At 57.6% G+C, this 16,116-nt stretch carries 16 protein-coding genes, 3 tRNA genes, 1 other RNA gene and 1 pseudogene; 10 read left to right on the top strand and 11 right to left on the bottom strand.

What is annotated here, in order from left to right:
• Nucleotides 1-79: 79 nt before the first annotated feature.
• The 7 genes from AAHM87_RS00830 (at nt 80) to AAHM87_RS00800 (ending at nt 4,437) form a co-directional block, all read left to right on the top strand.
• On the top strand, nt 80-370 hold the full coding sequence (locus AAHM87_RS00830; protein WP_457913178.1) for a co-chaperone GroES: 291 nt from the start codon (nt 80-82) through the stop codon (nt 368-370).
• Nucleotides 371-412: 42 nt separating this feature from the next.
• Nucleotides 413-2,041: a chaperonin GroEL gene (groL, locus tag AAHM87_RS00825; protein WP_457913177.1), complete on the top strand. Its 1,629-nt coding sequence runs from the start codon at nt 413-415 to the stop codon at nt 2,039-2,041.
• 593 nt (nt 2,042-2,634) lie between these two features.
• Nucleotides 2,635-2,796, top strand: coding sequence for a hypothetical protein (locus AAHM87_RS00820; RefSeq protein WP_457913176.1), 162 nt, complete (start codon nt 2,635-2,637; stop codon nt 2,794-2,796).
• Between the two features lie 438 nt (nt 2,797-3,234).
• Entirely contained in the window at nt 3,235-3,438 is a 204-nt protein-coding gene (locus AAHM87_RS00815; protein ID WP_457913175.1) for a Fe(2+)-trafficking protein, read from the top strand.
• A tRNA-Val gene (locus AAHM87_RS00810) sits at nt 3,433-3,504 on the top strand. The genes AAHM87_RS00815 and AAHM87_RS00810 overlap by 6 nt, the downstream gene beginning before the upstream one ends.
• Before the next feature lie 11 nt (nt 3,505-3,515).
• Nucleotides 3,516-3,589, top strand: a tRNA-Gln gene (locus AAHM87_RS00805).
• An 11-nt stretch (nt 3,590-3,600) separates the two neighbouring features.
• Nucleotides 3,601-4,437, top strand: coding sequence for a methylenetetrahydrofolate reductase (locus tag AAHM87_RS00800; protein WP_457913174.1), 837 nt, complete (start codon nt 3,601-3,603; stop codon nt 4,435-4,437).
• On the opposite strand, the gene AAHM87_RS00795 is transcribed toward AAHM87_RS00800, so the two are convergent.
• The 6 genes and pseudogenes from AAHM87_RS00795 to AAHM87_RS00770 all read right to left on the bottom strand — a co-directional run bounded on the left by AAHM87_RS00795 (nt 4,399) and on the right by AAHM87_RS00770 (nt 9,583).
• The gene (locus AAHM87_RS00795) at nt 4,399-4,674 is read right to left on the bottom strand and encodes a 50S ribosomal protein L19 (protein WP_457913257.1); all 276 of its coding nucleotides are present in this window, start codon (nt 4,672-4,674) and stop codon (nt 4,399-4,401) included. The two genes, AAHM87_RS00800 and AAHM87_RS00795, sit on opposite strands and share 39 nt — an antisense overlap.
• A gap of 20 nt (nt 4,675-4,694) precedes the next feature.
• The gene (gene rpsP / locus AAHM87_RS00790; protein WP_457913173.1) at nt 4,695-4,976 is read right to left on the bottom strand and encodes a 30S ribosomal protein S16; all 282 of its coding nucleotides are present in this window, start codon (nt 4,974-4,976) and stop codon (nt 4,695-4,697) included.
• 515 nt (nt 4,977-5,491) lie between these two features.
• Nucleotides 5,492-6,520: pseudogene (locus AAHM87_RS00785) on the bottom strand (S1 RNA-binding domain-containing protein); the annotation flags it as partial.
• 115 nt (nt 6,521-6,635) lie between these two features.
• Nucleotides 6,636-7,934, bottom strand: a complete 1,299-nt coding sequence (locus tag AAHM87_RS00780) for a hypothetical protein (RefSeq protein ID WP_457913172.1) — start codon at nt 7,932-7,934, stop codon at nt 6,636-6,638.
• On the bottom strand, nt 7,934-8,626 hold the full coding sequence (locus tag AAHM87_RS00775) for a prephenate dehydratase domain-containing protein (protein ID WP_457913256.1): 693 nt from the start codon (nt 8,624-8,626) through the stop codon (nt 7,934-7,936). Before AAHM87_RS00775 ends, AAHM87_RS00780 begins: the two co-directional genes overlap by 1 nt.
• Before the next feature lie 294 nt (nt 8,627-8,920).
• Nucleotides 8,921-9,583, bottom strand: coding sequence for a DUF2059 domain-containing protein (locus AAHM87_RS00770; RefSeq protein ID WP_457913171.1), 663 nt, complete (start codon nt 9,581-9,583; stop codon nt 8,921-8,923).
• Nucleotides 9,584-9,828: 245 nt separating this feature from the next.
• Between AAHM87_RS00770 and ssrA the strand changes: the two genes are divergently transcribed.
• Nucleotides 9,829-10,089: a transfer-messenger RNA gene (gene ssrA, locus AAHM87_RS00765) on the top strand.
• A gap of 8 nt (nt 10,090-10,097) precedes the next feature.
• Nucleotides 10,098-10,170, top strand: a tRNA-Arg gene (locus AAHM87_RS00760).
• A gap of 266 nt (nt 10,171-10,436) precedes the next feature.
• Here AAHM87_RS00760 and ilvD read toward each other — a convergent pair.
• The 5 genes from ilvD to murJ form a co-directional block, all read right to left on the bottom strand.
• Nucleotides 10,437-12,101, bottom strand: coding sequence for a dihydroxy-acid dehydratase (gene ilvD, locus AAHM87_RS00755; protein WP_457913170.1), 1,665 nt, complete (start codon nt 12,099-12,101; stop codon nt 10,437-10,439).
• 91 nt (nt 12,102-12,192) lie between these two features.
• A complete protein-coding gene (locus AAHM87_RS00750) occupies nt 12,193-12,519 on the bottom strand; it encodes an iron-sulfur cluster assembly accessory protein (protein WP_457913169.1) in 327 nt (108 codons plus the stop codon).
• 5 nt (nt 12,520-12,524) lie between these two features.
• Nucleotides 12,525-12,911, bottom strand: coding sequence for a 30S ribosomal protein S9 (gene rpsI / locus AAHM87_RS00745; RefSeq protein WP_457913168.1), 387 nt, complete (start codon nt 12,909-12,911; stop codon nt 12,525-12,527).
• On the bottom strand, nt 12,908-13,282 hold the full coding sequence (rplM, locus tag AAHM87_RS00740; protein ID WP_457913255.1) for a 50S ribosomal protein L13: 375 nt from the start codon (nt 13,280-13,282) through the stop codon (nt 12,908-12,910). Before rplM ends, rpsI begins: the two co-directional genes overlap by 4 nt.
• Nucleotides 13,283-13,584: 302 nt before the next feature.
• Nucleotides 13,585-15,246 (bottom strand): murein biosynthesis integral membrane protein MurJ, encoded by a 1,662-nt coding sequence (gene murJ / locus AAHM87_RS00735; protein ID WP_457913254.1) that lies wholly within the window; start codon nt 15,244-15,246, stop codon nt 13,585-13,587.
• A gap of 53 nt (nt 15,247-15,299) precedes the next feature.
• Here murJ and rpsT point away from each other — a divergent pair, with 53 nt between their 5' ends.
• The gene (rpsT, locus tag AAHM87_RS00730; protein WP_457913167.1) at nt 15,300-15,668 is read left to right on the top strand and encodes a 30S ribosomal protein S20; all 369 of its coding nucleotides are present in this window, start codon (nt 15,300-15,302) and stop codon (nt 15,666-15,668) included.
• Nucleotides 15,669-16,116 lie beyond the last annotated feature (448 nt).

The raw sequence follows: 16,116 nt of genomic DNA, 5'->3' as shown, positions 1-16,116 counted from the left end.
ACTGCTCAGAGGCAGAGCGGCGGGGTCATAGTCCGCAGGCGCGGTGCTCCGATGCCTGGGCTAACAATGGAGGCATGCCATGAGCAAGATACGCCCTTTGGGAGATAGGGTAGTGGTAAAGAGGTCGGAGGACGAGACCAAGACGCCATGCGGGATAGTAATACCCGACTCGGCGGCTGAGAAGCAAGACCAGGGCACAGTAGTAGCCCTAGGCCCTGGTAAAAAGGACAGCGCAGGTGCCAGGGTGCCCATGGAAGTAAGGCTGGGCGATAGGGTACTGTTCGGCAAGTATGCTGGACAGTCTATCAAGGTTGACGATGAGGACCTGATGGTTATGAGGGAGGAGGACATCGTTGCCGTGATAGAGTAGCCCACGCAAACGCTGGCACCAACAACACCGCGTAGGACACAAATGCCCGCAAAAGACGTCATATTCGGCGACTGTGCTAGATTGAGGCTCATGGAGGGCGTCAACACGCTGGCGGATGCCGTTAAGGTAACTCTTGGCCCCAAGGGTAGAAACGTGGTCCTCGAGAGAAGCTATGGCAGCCCTGCCGTAACGAAGGATGGCGTAACGGTGGCGAAGGATATAGAGCTGAGGGATAGGCTGCAGAACATGGGAGCGCAGATGGTGAAGGAGGTGGCCGCCAAAACGAGCGACAACGCAGGTGATGGCACAACGACAGCAACCGTCCTGGCACAGTCTATCGTGCGTGAAGGAATGCGCTACGTTGCCTCTGGCGTCAACCCTATGGACATTAAGCGTGGCATCGACCAGGCGGTATCCTCTGCAGTAATGGAGCTCAAGAAGATCAGCAGGCCATGCACCACTGGCAAGGAGATAGCGCAGGTAGGCAGTGTATCGGCAAACAACGACCGAACCGTTGGTGAGATGATCGCCGAGGCCATGAACAAGGTGGGCAAGGAGGGCGTCATAACTGTCGAGGATGGTAAGTCGCTTGCGGATGAGCTAGAGGTGGTCGAGGGCATGCAGTTCGACCGCGGCTACCTATCACCCTACTTCATAAACAACCCAGACAGGCAGGTTGCAGTGCTAGACAGCCCCTACGTCCTGCTGTGCGAAAAGAAGGTAGCGAGCATCCGTGACCTTCTTCCAATAATGGAGAGGGTAGCGAAGGCTGGCCGCCCCCTCCTCATAGTAGCTGAGGATGTCGAAGGCGAGGCACTCGCAACGCTCGTTGTTAATAACGCTAGGGGCATATTGAAGGCTGCAGCAGTCAAGGCACCTGGCTTCGGCGATAGAAGGAAGGCCATGTTGCAGGACATCGCCATCCTAACTGGTGGGCATGTTGTATCAGAGGAAACAGGTCTATCACTAGATAAGGTCTCGCTCCCCGAGCTAGGCCAGGCCAAGAGGGCCGAGGTTGCAAAGGACACCACCACCATAATTGATGGCGCAGGCGATGCCAAGGCAATAAACGCCCGCATAAAGCACATACGCCTTCAGATAGAGGAGGCGGCATCCGACTACGATAAGGAGAAGCTACAGGAGCGTGTTGCCAAGCTGGCAGGCGGAGTCGCTGTAATCAGGGTAGGCGCAGCCACTGAGGTTGAGATGAAAGAGAAGAAGGCAAGGGTAGAAGATGCCCTTCACGCCACGCGCGCAGCTGTAGAGGAGGGCATAGTACCAGGAGGCGGCGTAGCCCTAATCAGAGCGCGCAACGCCATATCGAACCTGCGCTGCGACAATCCAGACCAGGACGCTGGCATTCGGATAGTCCTCAGGGCCATGGAGGAGCCACTGCGGCAGATAGTGGCAAACGGTGGCGAGGAGGCAAGCGTGGTCGCGTCCTCAGTGGCAAGCGGCAAGAGCATCAGCTACGGATATAATGCCGCAATGCGCGTCTATGGAGACCTCATGGACGCCGGAGTTGTAGATCCGACCAAGGTAACAAGATCCGCGCTACAGAACGCGGCATCGGTAGCCGGGCTCATGCTAACCACCGACGTTGCAGTGTGCGACTCGCCAAAGAGGGAGGAAGCAGCCACCACGCAGCCTGTGCATGGTGGCGTGGGCTGAATGGATGTGTAGCGCCAAGGCCTACCGCAACACAGTGGGCAAAGAGCTTCGCAGGCCGTGCGCATTTTCTGCGCGCGAGCCCGCAGTTGCCATCAACGTTGAGTAATGTCCGCAAACCCAACAGGCCACTGCGCGCAGGGCATGCAATGCAGGCATCCATCGGAGAATCGCTGTCGTGCACGCTTCGAGCCATGCAAGTCGCGCGGCGTAGGGCAGGGAGTTCTACTACAACGACCGGGTAGGATGTTGGAGCAACAGCTGCACCTGCCGGCGCTGCGAACCTGGAAAACTCGCACCAGGCAAACCGCCTGGACATGATCTGCGCTAGGTTCGACGCATGCACTAGGGAGACTAGCCGATACGCAAGCTGCGCCCCCCGTTGCCTCCATCGACTTCATGCTTAGGAAGTGCTACGCCTACCACCAGCCTACGTACTGCAGCGTTCGGTGAGGGTGCTCGTACGGTCTGGGGGAGGGTGTACCTCCTACCTGACTTGCTGTACCACGTTTCCAAGTGGGCGCTACGTGCACGCCAGAGATATACAGGGCCACGACTACCTTGGGACAGCCGCCTCGATAAGGGCATCACTGGGCATGCTCAGCCTCAGGCGTCCAGCAAACTACCCGGCATACATCCTACACAAGATGGTGCGGCTTGCCAGGAACGGCGCAGCGGTCAAGATGTGCTCGGCACAACGCTACCCCATACTGCACTGCTCAAGGGGCACGGCTATTGCAGGACTGGCGCGCGCTTAGGATGCGCATGGCTGCCGTCACCCAGCATCTGATATTGCAACGTGCTGTGGCTATACCATCACAACCGCATGCTACAGTCTACGCTACGCGCTGTATGCATGCTCCAGGGCAGGCAGGGTGCTCGCACTCGCAGGCATGCTCTGGGGGGGCCGGCATGCGGCAAGGCTGGCCAGATTCAGAGCTTGCTATCGCCGCAGCCTACCTACGTATGCCGCACAGCCTTGCAGCTTTTGCAAGCGCATTGCATTCATGCCTACAGCGCATGGCGCTATGCGTGCACAGCTACTACGAGAAACGGCGCGTGCTATGGGCCTCTAGCAAAGAGCAGAGAGCAGGCGCAGCGCTAGCAAGGACGGGATGCAATGGCGCTATTGGACTGCCCTGGGCGCAAAGCATGGCACGCTGTGCGCTTGCCGTGCTTCTCCATAGTTGAGGCAGATGCTCAAAAGCCCGACCATCAGGGCTCGGCATGGCGTGGCTGCCTTCAAGAACTCCACGGTACGAGCATGGAGCTATTGGGTGCACCGACAGACGGTTCTAATCAACGAGCTAAGGCTAGATCTCTCTGCGCTTAGGGTGAAGCAGTTCGTTCTGCACCGCATGCAGGACCACCTGTTCGGGGTTACTGCTCAGCAAGGGTAATTAGCTCAGCGGTAGAGCGCTATCACGACAGGGTAGCGGCCGTTGGTTCGACCCCAACATTACCCAAGAGACAGCAGGCACCTGTAACTCAATTTGGTGAGAGTTACCACTGAGGTGGTAAATGTTGCTGGTTCGAGTCCAGTCAGGTGTGCGCTGCGTGTTATGCCCGGCCTGTCCTTCGAGTTCTTTGCCCCACGTAGCCATGCAGGCTCAATTAGGCTCTTGTGCGCACAGCAGGTACTATCGCGCTTCGTGCCAAGGTTCGTATCTGTGACAAGGAGCGCCTCAATCGGGCAGCAGGCCCATATCGACACTATAGCCAGCACGCTCAGTGTATTCCCCAGGACGGCGCCGCACGTCTTGTTCTGCCAGTGCCCTAGAGCGCTAGCACGAGAGCTTAGAGCGTACGAGCTGCTAGGCATTCGCCACCTAGTCCTGCTAAGAGGGGACAATGGTATTGCACCAGGCTCCCTCGGGGCACCTGAACTAGTGAGCATGGTGCGGCGTTCTTATGGTGAAGCTTTCTATATAGACGTGGCAGCTTATCCCGACGGGCACCCCATGTCTTCCACAATCTTCGATGATGTTAGGGCGCTAGCCAGGAAGGTGCGCTGTGGTGCCAACTCTGCCATTACACAGTGCTTCTACAACCCCGACGCCTACTACAGGCTGCAGGACGAGCTGCAGAGGCTGGGCGTGAGCCTGCCCGTTACCCCTGGCATAATGCCAGTGCTAAGCCATGATTACATGTCCCGGTTTATCCTTCCGTCCGGGGTAGACGTGCCGGCGTGGATTCTCAAGAGGCTAGAGGCTCTGCGATATTGCAGCGCATCGGTTCTAGAGTTTGGCACGGACGTAGCGCTCTCGCTGTGCGAAAGCCTTGCAGCGCGCGGGGCATCAGACTTTCACCTGTATACTATGAACGACCACAGGGCCGTATGGAGGGTGTGCGAGCATCTGCTAGGGTCTACAGACGCATGCCATCGGAGCGGCGCCTGATGTGCTCCTTGCGCGTAGCGCTATGACGTCGTGCGAGTGCAGTCTGAGTGCAAGGTCAACACAGAAGCCTGCATGTTCCCTTCGCACGACGATGGATGTGTTCAGAGCGCTGCGACGTCGGGCAACGACAACCCCCTCGAAAGCATAACCCTTTCTGCCAGCGCCGCGAGCAGTGCCAATGGCAACAGCATCTCCGATGCGCGGATATGGTAGCGGCGCATCAGCCGCCGCACCCATGGTTCCAGCCTCGAGCACCCTTATTGCCAGTGTGGACATACGGAGCCGGAATTGCGTGCGGCTGCTGTGCAGCCTGGCGCGTGCCGGTGCAGTAGCCTGGCAACGGTGCGCGTAGGAGCTGCACCTCGCTCAGTCCACAGGCGAAGCATTACTGTATCTATGTGTGCTGACTTAAGCCTTGGGTTGTAGTATCCAACCCTGCAGAGAAAAACCCCATTTCTCTTGCGCCTAGAATCTACAACTACTACTTGGTATGCTGGCCTGCCTCTTGCGCCGCACCTGCGCAGTCTTATGGCAAGCATGGAACAAGCCCATGGTTTGCGCGCATCGCGCAGCGAATGGCGCATGCAACGGAGCGAGGACGTATAGAAATAGCACTTAGCAGCCTTATCGCAACGTGAGCTCTACGAAGAGCGCATTGGGACTTGGAAGGAGCGCCGTGCGCTGCTCGCACGTTGAGGCAGCATGGCCTCATTGGCGGTGCCATACGAACGAAAGCGCCGGGCCTGATGTAGCCGGGCGCTAGGATCCTCACACCGAGTGGCCCTAGTGCGAACCCTGATGCTAGTGATATCCTGCCTCTATTCACGTCAACGCCTACTACCCTTGCCTCCACTACGCCTCCGCTGCATAGTGCCCGAAGTAATCTGCGACGCAGGTCCTTTGACATGCACACGACGCCATGCACCCCCATCGGCAGGTCAACGAGGATGCCAACATCCACTGGAGACCTTATTATTGCGCCCATCCTATCGTTCTTTCTAAAGCCTTTGTAGAAAGTTAACCATGGGTTAAGCGTGCCGTGCTTCATGCCCAGGCTGATCCTTCTCCGGGTCTTGGAAACGTCGAGCACGGTAACATTGACGTACTGCCCTACCCTGAAATGCCGGAGGGAGATAGTGCCCTTGCTCTTCTGGTGCATCTCAGAAACGTGCAGGAGCCCCTCTATGCCGCGTTCTATCTCTACGAATAGGCCGTAGTCCGCTATGTTAGTTACCCTTCCGCGCACCCTGCTACCTGCTGGGTAGCGTCCTATAATCCCCGCCCATGGATCAGGATGCAACTGCTTTAGGCCGAGTGATACTCTCGTCTTCGTGCGGTCGAACTTTAGCACCTTTACCGTTATCCTATCGCCTACTGACAGTACCTGGCTCGGATGCCTTATGCGCCTCCACGATATGTCCGTAATGTGCAGCAGCCCATCCAGGCCGCCTAGGTCTATGAATGCTCCGTAGTCGGTGATATTCTTGATCACACCCTGCACAACGTCTCCATCTCCTAGTGATCCCAGCAGCCTGTGCCTATTCTCTGCCTGCCTGCGCTCTATTACTGACCGGCGTGATAACACCACGTTGCCCCGCTTCCTATCCAGCTTGATAACATGGAACCTGAGGCGCCTGCCCTCATACCTCTCGGCATCCTTTACAGGCCTGGTGTCTATGAGGGAGCCGGGGAGGAACGCTCTCATGCCATTCACAACTGCAGTCATGCCGCCCTTGACCCGTCCGACCACTGTTCCCATAATTGTGCCCCGTGTCCTATGCGCACTATCTAATATGCCCCAGGCTACCCTGCGCCTTGCCTTCTCCCTGGACAGCCGCACCGTGCCTTCATCGTACGCATCGCGCTCCACGTAAGCCAAAGTTACGTCACCGACCTTGACCTCCAGCCTATCACCCTGTGGGGATACGAACTCGCCAAGTGGGACGCGCGAGTCGGACTTTAGCCCAGCCCTCAGCACCACGTGGTTGCTGCTTATTGCAACAACCCGCGCTACTACTATGCTCCCAGGCCCTGCGTCGTAGTACTTGCAGTACTCGCGCAGCAGCCGGATATGGTCGTGCATTGTGTGTGCCCTGCTGTGCCGCCCATTGGATGGGCGGCGTGGTGTAACGCGCAGCAGCCACCTCGGCCGCTGAGCACATTCTAGCAGCAGCGGAAGCAACAGGATGGCGCTGCGGCTACGTACCTGCGCATTCGTGCAGGTAGTCGGGGTACGTCTTACATACGCACTGAGGCCCGCTGGTGCGTACTCCACAGCCTGCTGCGTGCATCAGCGAGCAGCACATGGCTATCCTATGATCACGGTAGGTGCTTACATCCGCACGTCCGTGCCACGTAAGTGAGCATGACAAGCATGCCATGCTGCCCATGCCACAGTCCGCTGCCACGCCCATCCTCCTCAGTTCCAGGGCCATTGCCAGCAACCTGTCCGTCTCCTTGTACCTCCAGCTTAGCACTCCAATAGCATCACTAGCACCGGCTAGGGCTAGCGAGACTGTCAGCGCAGTCATAGCTCCATCCGGCGCAGAGCAGCACAGCAGCCTGGGGGTCGGGGCATGCCGTGCAGCTCGCCACATTGCATTTCCATCCCTACACTGCCACATGGCGCACCCCATACTGTACATGACGTCAGCCATGGACGCGTCACTCTGCGACGCATGGTCCGTCCCGCAGAGCATGCGCCACATACCCATTCCCATGCAACCTAGCGCCGTTGGGTATGATGCGGATGTCATGTCGGAGTCGGTGCTCCCCGGATACTCACAGTCCATGGAGGCAGGAGCGTGGGCGTAGCGCACCCAACCATGCCCCTCAGAACACATACCGAACAGCCCCATTATGTCGATAGTCGAGGCAACGTACAGCCTAGACGATGTAAGCCGTCCGCATGCAATTGGCGTATCTTTGTGCACAATACCATGACTGGCGAGCACAGTAGCTGTGATGAACTGGCTGGACTCGGACATCGGCAGCATTGGGGGCGCGAAGTTCTTAAGATTGCACGTTGGCCCAATCGCAACAGGCAGCGAGCCTTGGAGTGCCAAGTGCAGCACCTTAGCCCCCAGCGATGCAAGGCCCACGGTGAGCGCGAGCGCTGGCCTACGGTGCATCCTTGGATCACCATGCACAAGCGCATGGCGCGGGCGTCTGCATGCACTTGCGCACACCAGCCTAGCAGTAGTTCCTGAGTTTCCTACGTACAATTCTGCGACAAGTAGCCCATGCTTGCATCTATCTGGGCCAAGGCGTAGAGTGCGTCCATGCTGCTCGGCGAGAATGCCGAAGGAGTGGGCAGCGTTGAGCAGAACTGCTGTGTCGTCGGAGTGCAGCGTGCGGCCGCTGAGCTGCGTTGCCTTGAGTGAGACAAATGCACAGGCAACCTCCCTGTTCGATGCGCTCTTTGACGTAGGCACGTGCGCTAATCCCCGCCTGTGCCTCCTTATCCTAACATGTGCCGACCTCACTTGCAGGGGCATCAAGCTTGCGCCGGGTACTGCTGCAAGCTTCGTGCTACGAAAGCCGCACCTCCTCTGGCTGCTTCGATCACTAGTGCGCAGTGCGAGGTGCTGCTGTGCCTTAGGGCTATGAGCAGCAGCGCTGCGCAGTGGCGCACACCGCAGCACCTGGAATCTAGCGACCAGGCCACAACGCGCGAGCCGATCACTGCGCGCATGGCACCGCAGCGAGTGCAGACCGCAAAGGAGGTCCTATTCATTTCGCTGCGGTGTGCGTGCCCTGCGCCATGCCTCCCCATAGCATGGGCCAGTGCAGGGGTAGTTATGGCACACGCGCCTTGTGCTGCTGCTGCTATGGATGGCGCTTCTGATGCGCTACGCGCTACTGAGGCAACCATGCTGCTATCGCAAAACCACGATGAACACTGCCATAGGGCATGCTTTTGGGCCACTGCAGTATGCGCAACGCGCCTGCCGGAGCTTGGCGCTGGGGCATGCATTACTGCAACAGAGCACAGCGCAGCAAGCAGCCCCCTTAGGACGCTGCACACTCGTATTGCAGCGCTTACTGCACCGCTCAGCGTGTTGTGCACTGGCAGTATGGTACAGCCAGCTCTGCATGCCATCGAGCATGCTTCTCCGAAGGATGCGAACTGCACGCGCTGCGCCTGCCGCAGCGCCATAATGGCAGCACGCTCGCTGTGCGTGCGCATGGGGCCTAGGTGGAGGGCAAGGCACTCTGGCTCTACTGACCTTGCACTCATCATTAGGCAGCGCCACAGACTTAGTGGGGCAGGCGCTATGCGCCTACCTCCATACACATCCCAGCGTACGACTACCTCCCGTGCCACTGTGCGCTCGCGAGTTGCGTCGTAGGAGCACATTCCGGCAGCCCTCTTCATGTCGCCTATCCTGGACGCAACGCCTAGCCTTGCTCTTGCAGCGCAGGCAGACAGTACATCATGTCCGTTAATGTACTGCCGTAGCTCAGTGTGGAAGCTGGGCATCTAGCCTATGATACCCAGCATGTCTATGGCCTCAGCGCGGATGCGCCTGTAAAGGCTGCGCAGGTGCTGCAGCGTGCACCTCTTGACTAGCCTGTCAAAAACATCTCGGCCAACCTGGCGCCTATGCTTCAGGTACTTGGCACCAGCCGTGCTACTGTAGAACTCAGTTATGTCGCGCAGCTCAGTGGTAGTGTAGTACCTAGAGTACGCCATGCACAGCTCGTGTATTACAGCGTTCCAGAAACCTCTACCAGCAAAGGGTGCGTAGGCCGCCTTGTGCACATCACTGTCCACGCACCTACGCATCCACATGAGTACTCTGGCGCGCTGTGATGGTGTTAGGTTGCGGTTTGCCAGTATATTGCTCTCTACTATTGGTATCAGCTGCTCGGTGCGCCTGTATACGTCCCTTACTAGGTTAGATATCATTGCCGGCACGCACTCTGCTACCATTAGCTCACCAATAGCTTCAAGCTTCCTCGGTGGTATGGGACCATCCTTCCTAGCATATGCTGGTAAGTCTCGGCTGATTAGCGTTGCGAACCAGTCTCCCCCAGCATCATCAGCACAGACGGCGAGGCAAGCTGTGCTGTTGGCCTTGCTGCCTCTACATCTTGCAACGGGCGAGAGCGACTCTAGCTGCAGCACTTGGCGTATGTGCATCCTCTGCACCAGCAAACAGGCGCATAGCGCCAGTGCCTTACCAGTAGCTCGGTGCGCAGGATGACCTGACATTTCTCGCAAACAGGCGGCCAGGAATATCAGGAAGTGCATAGTTTTGTCATTGACCTCCATAGATTGTTCATGGTATAAGACGAAGGCACGGCAATTGCAGTGCCTGCGCATACTCATTCGCGCAAAGAGATGGCGCAAAGCTCAGCCCACCGCAATTGCGGTGGGCTTGTTGCGGGGATGACAGGATTCGACACGGGGCAAGGGATGGGGTGCCATGCCGAGCAGCCCAACGTTAGGGGCACGAAAGGTGCACCAAGTAATAGGTTCACCATGGTGGCTAACGATTGCATCGACGCGTTAGTCGGAAGAGCAGTGGTATAGTGCGAAGGTACACTGAGGGACTAGGCTGACGGTCATAGTGCGACTGTAAACAAAGCATGTTGTGCACCCCACACCTCCCTGCTGGACGTGGGTTCGATACCCACCATCTCCAAGCACTTATGCGACTGTAGCTCAGTTGGAAGAGCACCTAGGTACGGACTAGGAGGCGTGGGTTAAAATCCTGCCAGTCGATAGTGCAGTACCCCTGGCGCGCCTGTCGTAGCATGCTAGCAGCAGTGCCCGAACGAAAGCGTTACTGCGCTCCGTGGCTGCCCTGCGCGCCGTAAGGTAAAGGTGGCAGAGTGGTCTATTTCGCCAAACTCTAAGCTTGGTTACCATCGCAGTTGGTTTGAATCCCACCATTTTCACAGCTGCCCTAGTACTGTATGAGACCATGTAGTGCGTTTTTTTGCTGTTGTTGATAATGCCATATCAACCGATACCAGACCAAGAGCGAATGCTATGCAGCGATGGCGCCATTGTGAGACTGGCCAACTCCGTCGTGGTATTTTCTCAGTAGTCCCTCTGAACACACAGTGCAAGGTAGCCGCCATGCTGCCCGCCGTGCAGCAAGCGTCCATGCGTCTATATGCAGGTGAAGAGAGTTGTTGCGCAGGTCGACTGTAATGAAGTCGCCGTTACGGACAAGCGCTATGGAGCCTCCCACGGCTGCCTCTGGTGATACATGCCCGACCACCAGGCCCCACGTTCCTCCAGAGAACCTACCGTCTGTTATGAGGCAAGCGGACTGGCCTAGGCCCATGCCAACTAGCGCTGCAGTTGGGGAGAGCATCTCAGGCATGCCAGGCCCTCCCTTTGGGCCTAGGTAAATCAGCACGACTACGTCGCCAATGCGCACGCAGCCGTTGAGTATAGCCTGAACACAGGCCTCCTCGCTGCGAAACACTCTGGCAGTGCCGCTGTGCAATAGTATGCTAAGGCCTGAAGTCTTGGCAACTGCGCCGTCTCTTGACATATTACCGCGCAGCACAACAAGCCGTCCTGTACGGTATAGCGCCATGTTAGTAGGTAGCACAACGGTAGAGCCATGGCGCTTGCGGTGCGCCGCGAGGAGCTCTGCCCCTATCGTTCTGCCCGTTATCGTGAGGCACGACTCGTCTATGAGACCAGCGAGCGCAAGCTCGTGCATAACACGAGGAACGCCGCCTGCTGAATGTAGGTCTGCAGTGCTATGCAGTCCAGAGGGCTTCATGTTACATATTACAGGCACCCTCCTCCTTATTAGCTCAACGTCGTGCAGTGAGAGAGCAGAACGAGCTGCAGCGGCTATCGCCAGGTAGTGCAGCACGGCGTTTGTAGACCCGCCGACTGCCATTACAACCGCCATGGCATTGCGAATGGACCTGTGGGTTACCACGTCCCTTGGCCTTATGCCCCGTCGCACTGCGTTGATCAGAGACCGTGCAGACGTTGAGATGGATAGCTCCCTCTCGATGCCTGTGCTCGGAGCAGTGGACGAGTAGAGCAGGGACATGCCAAGGGCCTCAAATGATGCGCTCATTGTGTTTGCGGTGTACATGCCGCCGCACGATCCTGTAGTGGGGCAGGCGTGTCGCTCCACTTCACGCATAGCGTCTATAGACATGCCCTGCCTACCCATGGCGCCAACTGCCTCAAATGAACTTACCACAGTCAGCTCCCTGGCGCCCCAGTACCCTGGCAGTATTGTGCCGCCATACAGGTAAATCCCTGGGATGTTGGCTCGGAGAAGCCCGATCATGCCACCAGGCAGGTTCTTATCGCACCCGCCTACGACTAGCAGCCCGTCCATGCTCTGCCCACAAGCACATGCCTCTATACAATCAGCGATCACCTCACGAGACACGAGAGAGAACCTCATGCCCGGCGTGCCCATTGATATGCCGTCGGATATGGTAGGGATGCCGAAAACCTGCGTCATGGCTCCATGCCTTGCCAGCATGGCTTTCGCCGCCTCGACGACGCGCTGTATGCCAGCATTGCACGGTGTTATGGTGGAGTAACCACTTCCTACGCCTATGATGGGCTTGGCAAAGTCTGCGCCATCGTACCCCATGGCACAGAGCATGGCCCTGTTCGGAGACCTGGTGAATCCATGCGTTATGCGTCTTGAGTTCGTGTTCATGCGGCCAAGTGGCGCCCATGCTTTGTGGTCAATTTAGAGTTTCAGTACCGGTGAACGTCTGGCTTAGCTGCTTCTGGTGTTAGCGCAGGCGCTATACCGGAGTGAAAGAGGCGCCGCAGCTGCACACCATGCCAGCACTTGGTTGGTACACCACTAAGCGCGCGTCTCCAACCCCTGTGCCACAGTCCACAACAGAACCGCGTAGGTACATGAGGCTAAGAGGGTCCGCAACAAGTCGTACGCCTAGCCTTGTCATGCCTGCGTCTCCTACAGTGCGGCATGACGCCAGGCAGAACTTATGGCGCATGCCTTTGCACCCGCCGCCCTTGACAAAAACCCTAAGCTGCACGGAGCTTATGCCGTGGCATGCAACCATGCCCCTCAGTCTGAGCACAGCACAGTTGGTTAGCTGTAGCACTGGCGCTATCTCTTTGAGAACTGCCTCCTTCTCCTAGCCTTGCGCAGCCCGGGCTTCTTGCGTTCCACCTCACGCTGATCCCTTGTCAGAAGCCTTGCGGATGCCAGGGGGCGCCTTAGGCATGGAGACAGGCACGCAAGCGCCCTGGAGATGCCAAGGCGCACCGCGCCAGCCTGTCCCCCAATGCCCCCGCCTTGCACGTTTGCTTTGACCACCACATGCACCGCGGCGGCATGGAGCGGCGCCGCGGCATGTCTAGCATGCGCAGCAGATCTGAAGTATAGCCCCAGCGGCATGCCATTGACTATAACGGCAGTGCAGGCTGCAGCTTTCAAAAACACCCTAGCCACTGATCTTTTACGCCTGCCAGTGCCATATCTCCAGCCAATCATCGGCGTACTGCCCCCTCATTAGCATGCACCCTTAGCATACTCATGAATCCATCCCTAAGCCGGTTCCGTGGCAGCATGCCATGTACGGCGGCTCTTAGTACTGTTGCCGGGCTTCTCAGCATTAGGTCGTGCAGCTTTGTGCGCCTTAGCCCACCTGGATGCCCTGAGTGCCTATAGTACACCTTGCCTACTGCCTTGCTGCCGCTTATCCTTACGTGCTCGCAGTTCAATACTGTCACTGCGTTGTGCGGAGCTGCGTTGTGTGCATAGCTTGCCTTGTACTTGCCGCGCAGTAGCCCTGCAACGGTTACAGCTAGCCTGCCTAGAACCATTCCGCGCGCGTCCAGCACATGCTTACCGTTGTCTTTCATTGCTCTCCCATGGTTTATGTGGCGGTGATAAGCCGGATTCAGTGTCAGAATCATCACTCTAAGCCCCTTACCTGCAGGTTCAGCACCGGGGTGCAGCGCGCCGTGCCTCCAATGCGCTGCTTGTATAGGGTTACTCCAAAGGGGCACCATTGCGGCAGGCGTTCTGCCGCGCGCTTTGCGCTCCCACCATGCCTTGCTTCAGCCGGGCTGTGCTGTGCCTTCATGTGCGCATGCATTGCTGCGTGCTAGCGTTAGCCGCACCCCAACCCAGGAGACCGGACTTTCCTTTACGCTAGGCCTGCCTAAACGGAACGCCTAGCTTGCGATTCCCCACCGCCACAAGAGCTATCGCTCGCGCTTGCCTGGCGCGCAGTGACTGTTGTACTGTTCGACGGAACAGTGTTACTTGCGGCACAGCTGGCTTCGCGCATCCATTGCATCATTAGACCCAGGCCCCACAGGATGAACGCGTAGGCGTATGCGAAGGCTGCTATAACTGATGCAGCTAAGCACGCCCTGAGCATTGGTCGTACAGACATGCCTACCCAGTCTACGCTGCGCGCTATTGCACTAAGAATGGTGCCTGCCACTGCTGCTGAGGCTGATATCCTGGCGCACAGCGATGCCCAGTGCCTTGGCGTGATGGCGTATGCTCCCTGGCTGCTTAGGCTCCTCAGTAGCAGAGCTGCGTTTAGCATAGCTCCTATGCTAGAACCCATCGCCAGCCCAGCATGACCCATGGGCAGCAGCATCAGTCTACCTGCAGCCTGCGATAGCAGTATGCACAGCAGCGATGCAAGCATCGGTGTACTGACGTCATGCCGTGCGTATAGACCTTGGGAAAGGGTGCGAGACAAAAGCATACCTAACATGCCAGGCCCATATGCAGCAAGCGGTCTGGCTACCATCTTTACAGTATGAGCGTCGAAGCGCCCATAGTTAAAAGACGCGGCCGTAGGCAGTTCTGGCAGCATAGTGAACAGCAGGGCATTGGGCGCAGACGCCAGAGCGACGATTGATAGCCCCCAGTCCATTAGCACAGCATAGCCAGCGCAGTCACCTGAGGCCCACGACCTTGATAGGCTAGGCAGCAGTATACTGCCCAGCGAGCCTCCATATAGGCCAGTTGAGAATTCAAGTAGCTTGTCTGCGTAGCTGAGACTTGAGACCAAGCCTTCTCCCATGCTGCTTACTAGGTTTGTATTTAGGAGCAGCACTGCCTGAACGACAGCCATAGTTACCAGGCCAGGCACCAGGCGTGCAACGACGCGCCGAACACCGGCATGCCCCCATGGTAAAAAGGCGCTCCAGGTATCTATTGGCATGGCCCTTGTTGATCTTACCGCAGGGTAGTACGCCACACACTGCGCTGCACTGCCTAGAACTAGCGCCCAGGGCAGTGAGTATATGGGTGCTCTAGTAGTAGCAGTGGCTAAGGTCACTACTGCAGCGAATGTTACGTTTAGCATCGTTGGTGCAAACGCGGGAAGCACATAACAACGGTGGGCGTTTAGCGCACAAGCCAGTACGGAACCAATTGACGTTGTTACGCTATACGGTAGCGCAGCTCTTAGCATATAAACAGCCCGACCGAATGAGTACACGCTTGCTCTGGCAAGATCTGGCGATATTGCTCCGGTGACCCAAGAAGCGCACAGCCCGCACACTACGGCAGCACAGCAAAGCGCTGCAGCCATGGCGCCCGCAGTGCAGCCAGCAAACCTCCGTGCATCCTCAGGGTCAGAGACGTCGTACTGGGTAAGCAGAGGAAGGAATGCCTGGTTGAATGCTCCGTCGGAGGATGCGCGTCGTAGCATGTTTGGAACCCTTGTTGAGATGTAGAAAGCATCAGTGGACTGGTTAGCTCCGTACACGCAAGCGATGAGTATATCTCTGAGCAAACTAGTAAGCCTGGTAACCAGTGTAACGCCGCCCACATTTAGCAGCACGCTTGTCAGGTCCATGTCTTTCGTTAGGAGTGTAGTTAAACTGCAAAGGTAAACCACCATGACGCTGCATGAAACGGTTACGCGTTGCGCATCGGCGCTCTATTAGGAACCGCTGCCTTAGCTCAAGGGTCGCGGCGTCAGTAGATGCAGCAAGGCATGCAATTGGTATGATGTGCAAGGAGGAGGCCTTTCGCGCGCTTGCTGCTATGGAGCGCTGCATTGACATGGCGCAAGCAAAGGGCGCTCTGCACAGGAACAACGCGGCCAGGCGTAAGCGTGCGCTGTATGCACTAGCAGCCCGCGCACGCGCAATGACGCAAAGGCCTAGACACTTCCTCCAGCTTGCCGACCTAACGGAGCGAGTACGAGGGAATTTTCGACTGTGCCAGCATGCTGCGGTGCAACAGTCGCACGAGGTGGCAGCACTAGCTACGTAACAGGGTAGGCAGTTCTGCTGTTCAGCAGTAGAACACCAGGACAAGCGCATCAATAGAGGCAGGCATGAGCATGCGATGCGGGCATGAGTGTACCTAGAAGGCAGCCACGTAGATTGCACGAGGTGAGAGCCTGATGACACCGCAATGGTCATAGGGCGCTATGCGGACGTCGTTTGCAGGGCCGGCGATCATTTAGACCAAGCCAGGCTGTCCGAGTCTACCACCGTGCCAGTGGTAAACCCACTGAGCAACGAGTACCATCGTGCCAGGTTGCCTCCTATGTGCTAACGTAGCAGAATGCAGGGGGGTGCATATCTGAGCGCTGGCTTTGGTCCTGGGAAGCTCGGGGTGCTCGTACCCCCTTTAGATGCATGCTCGGACGCTGATGCGCTATGTACCGACACCATGGCCAGCATGGGCTACCGCAGCGCAGTTCCATGCAATCAGC

It is taken from the genome of Candidatus Tremblayella endosymbiont of Pseudococcus viburni, assembly GCF_964031255.1.
Note: the sequence above shows the minus strand (reverse complement) of the source record. Positions and strands in the feature narration are given on the sequence as shown.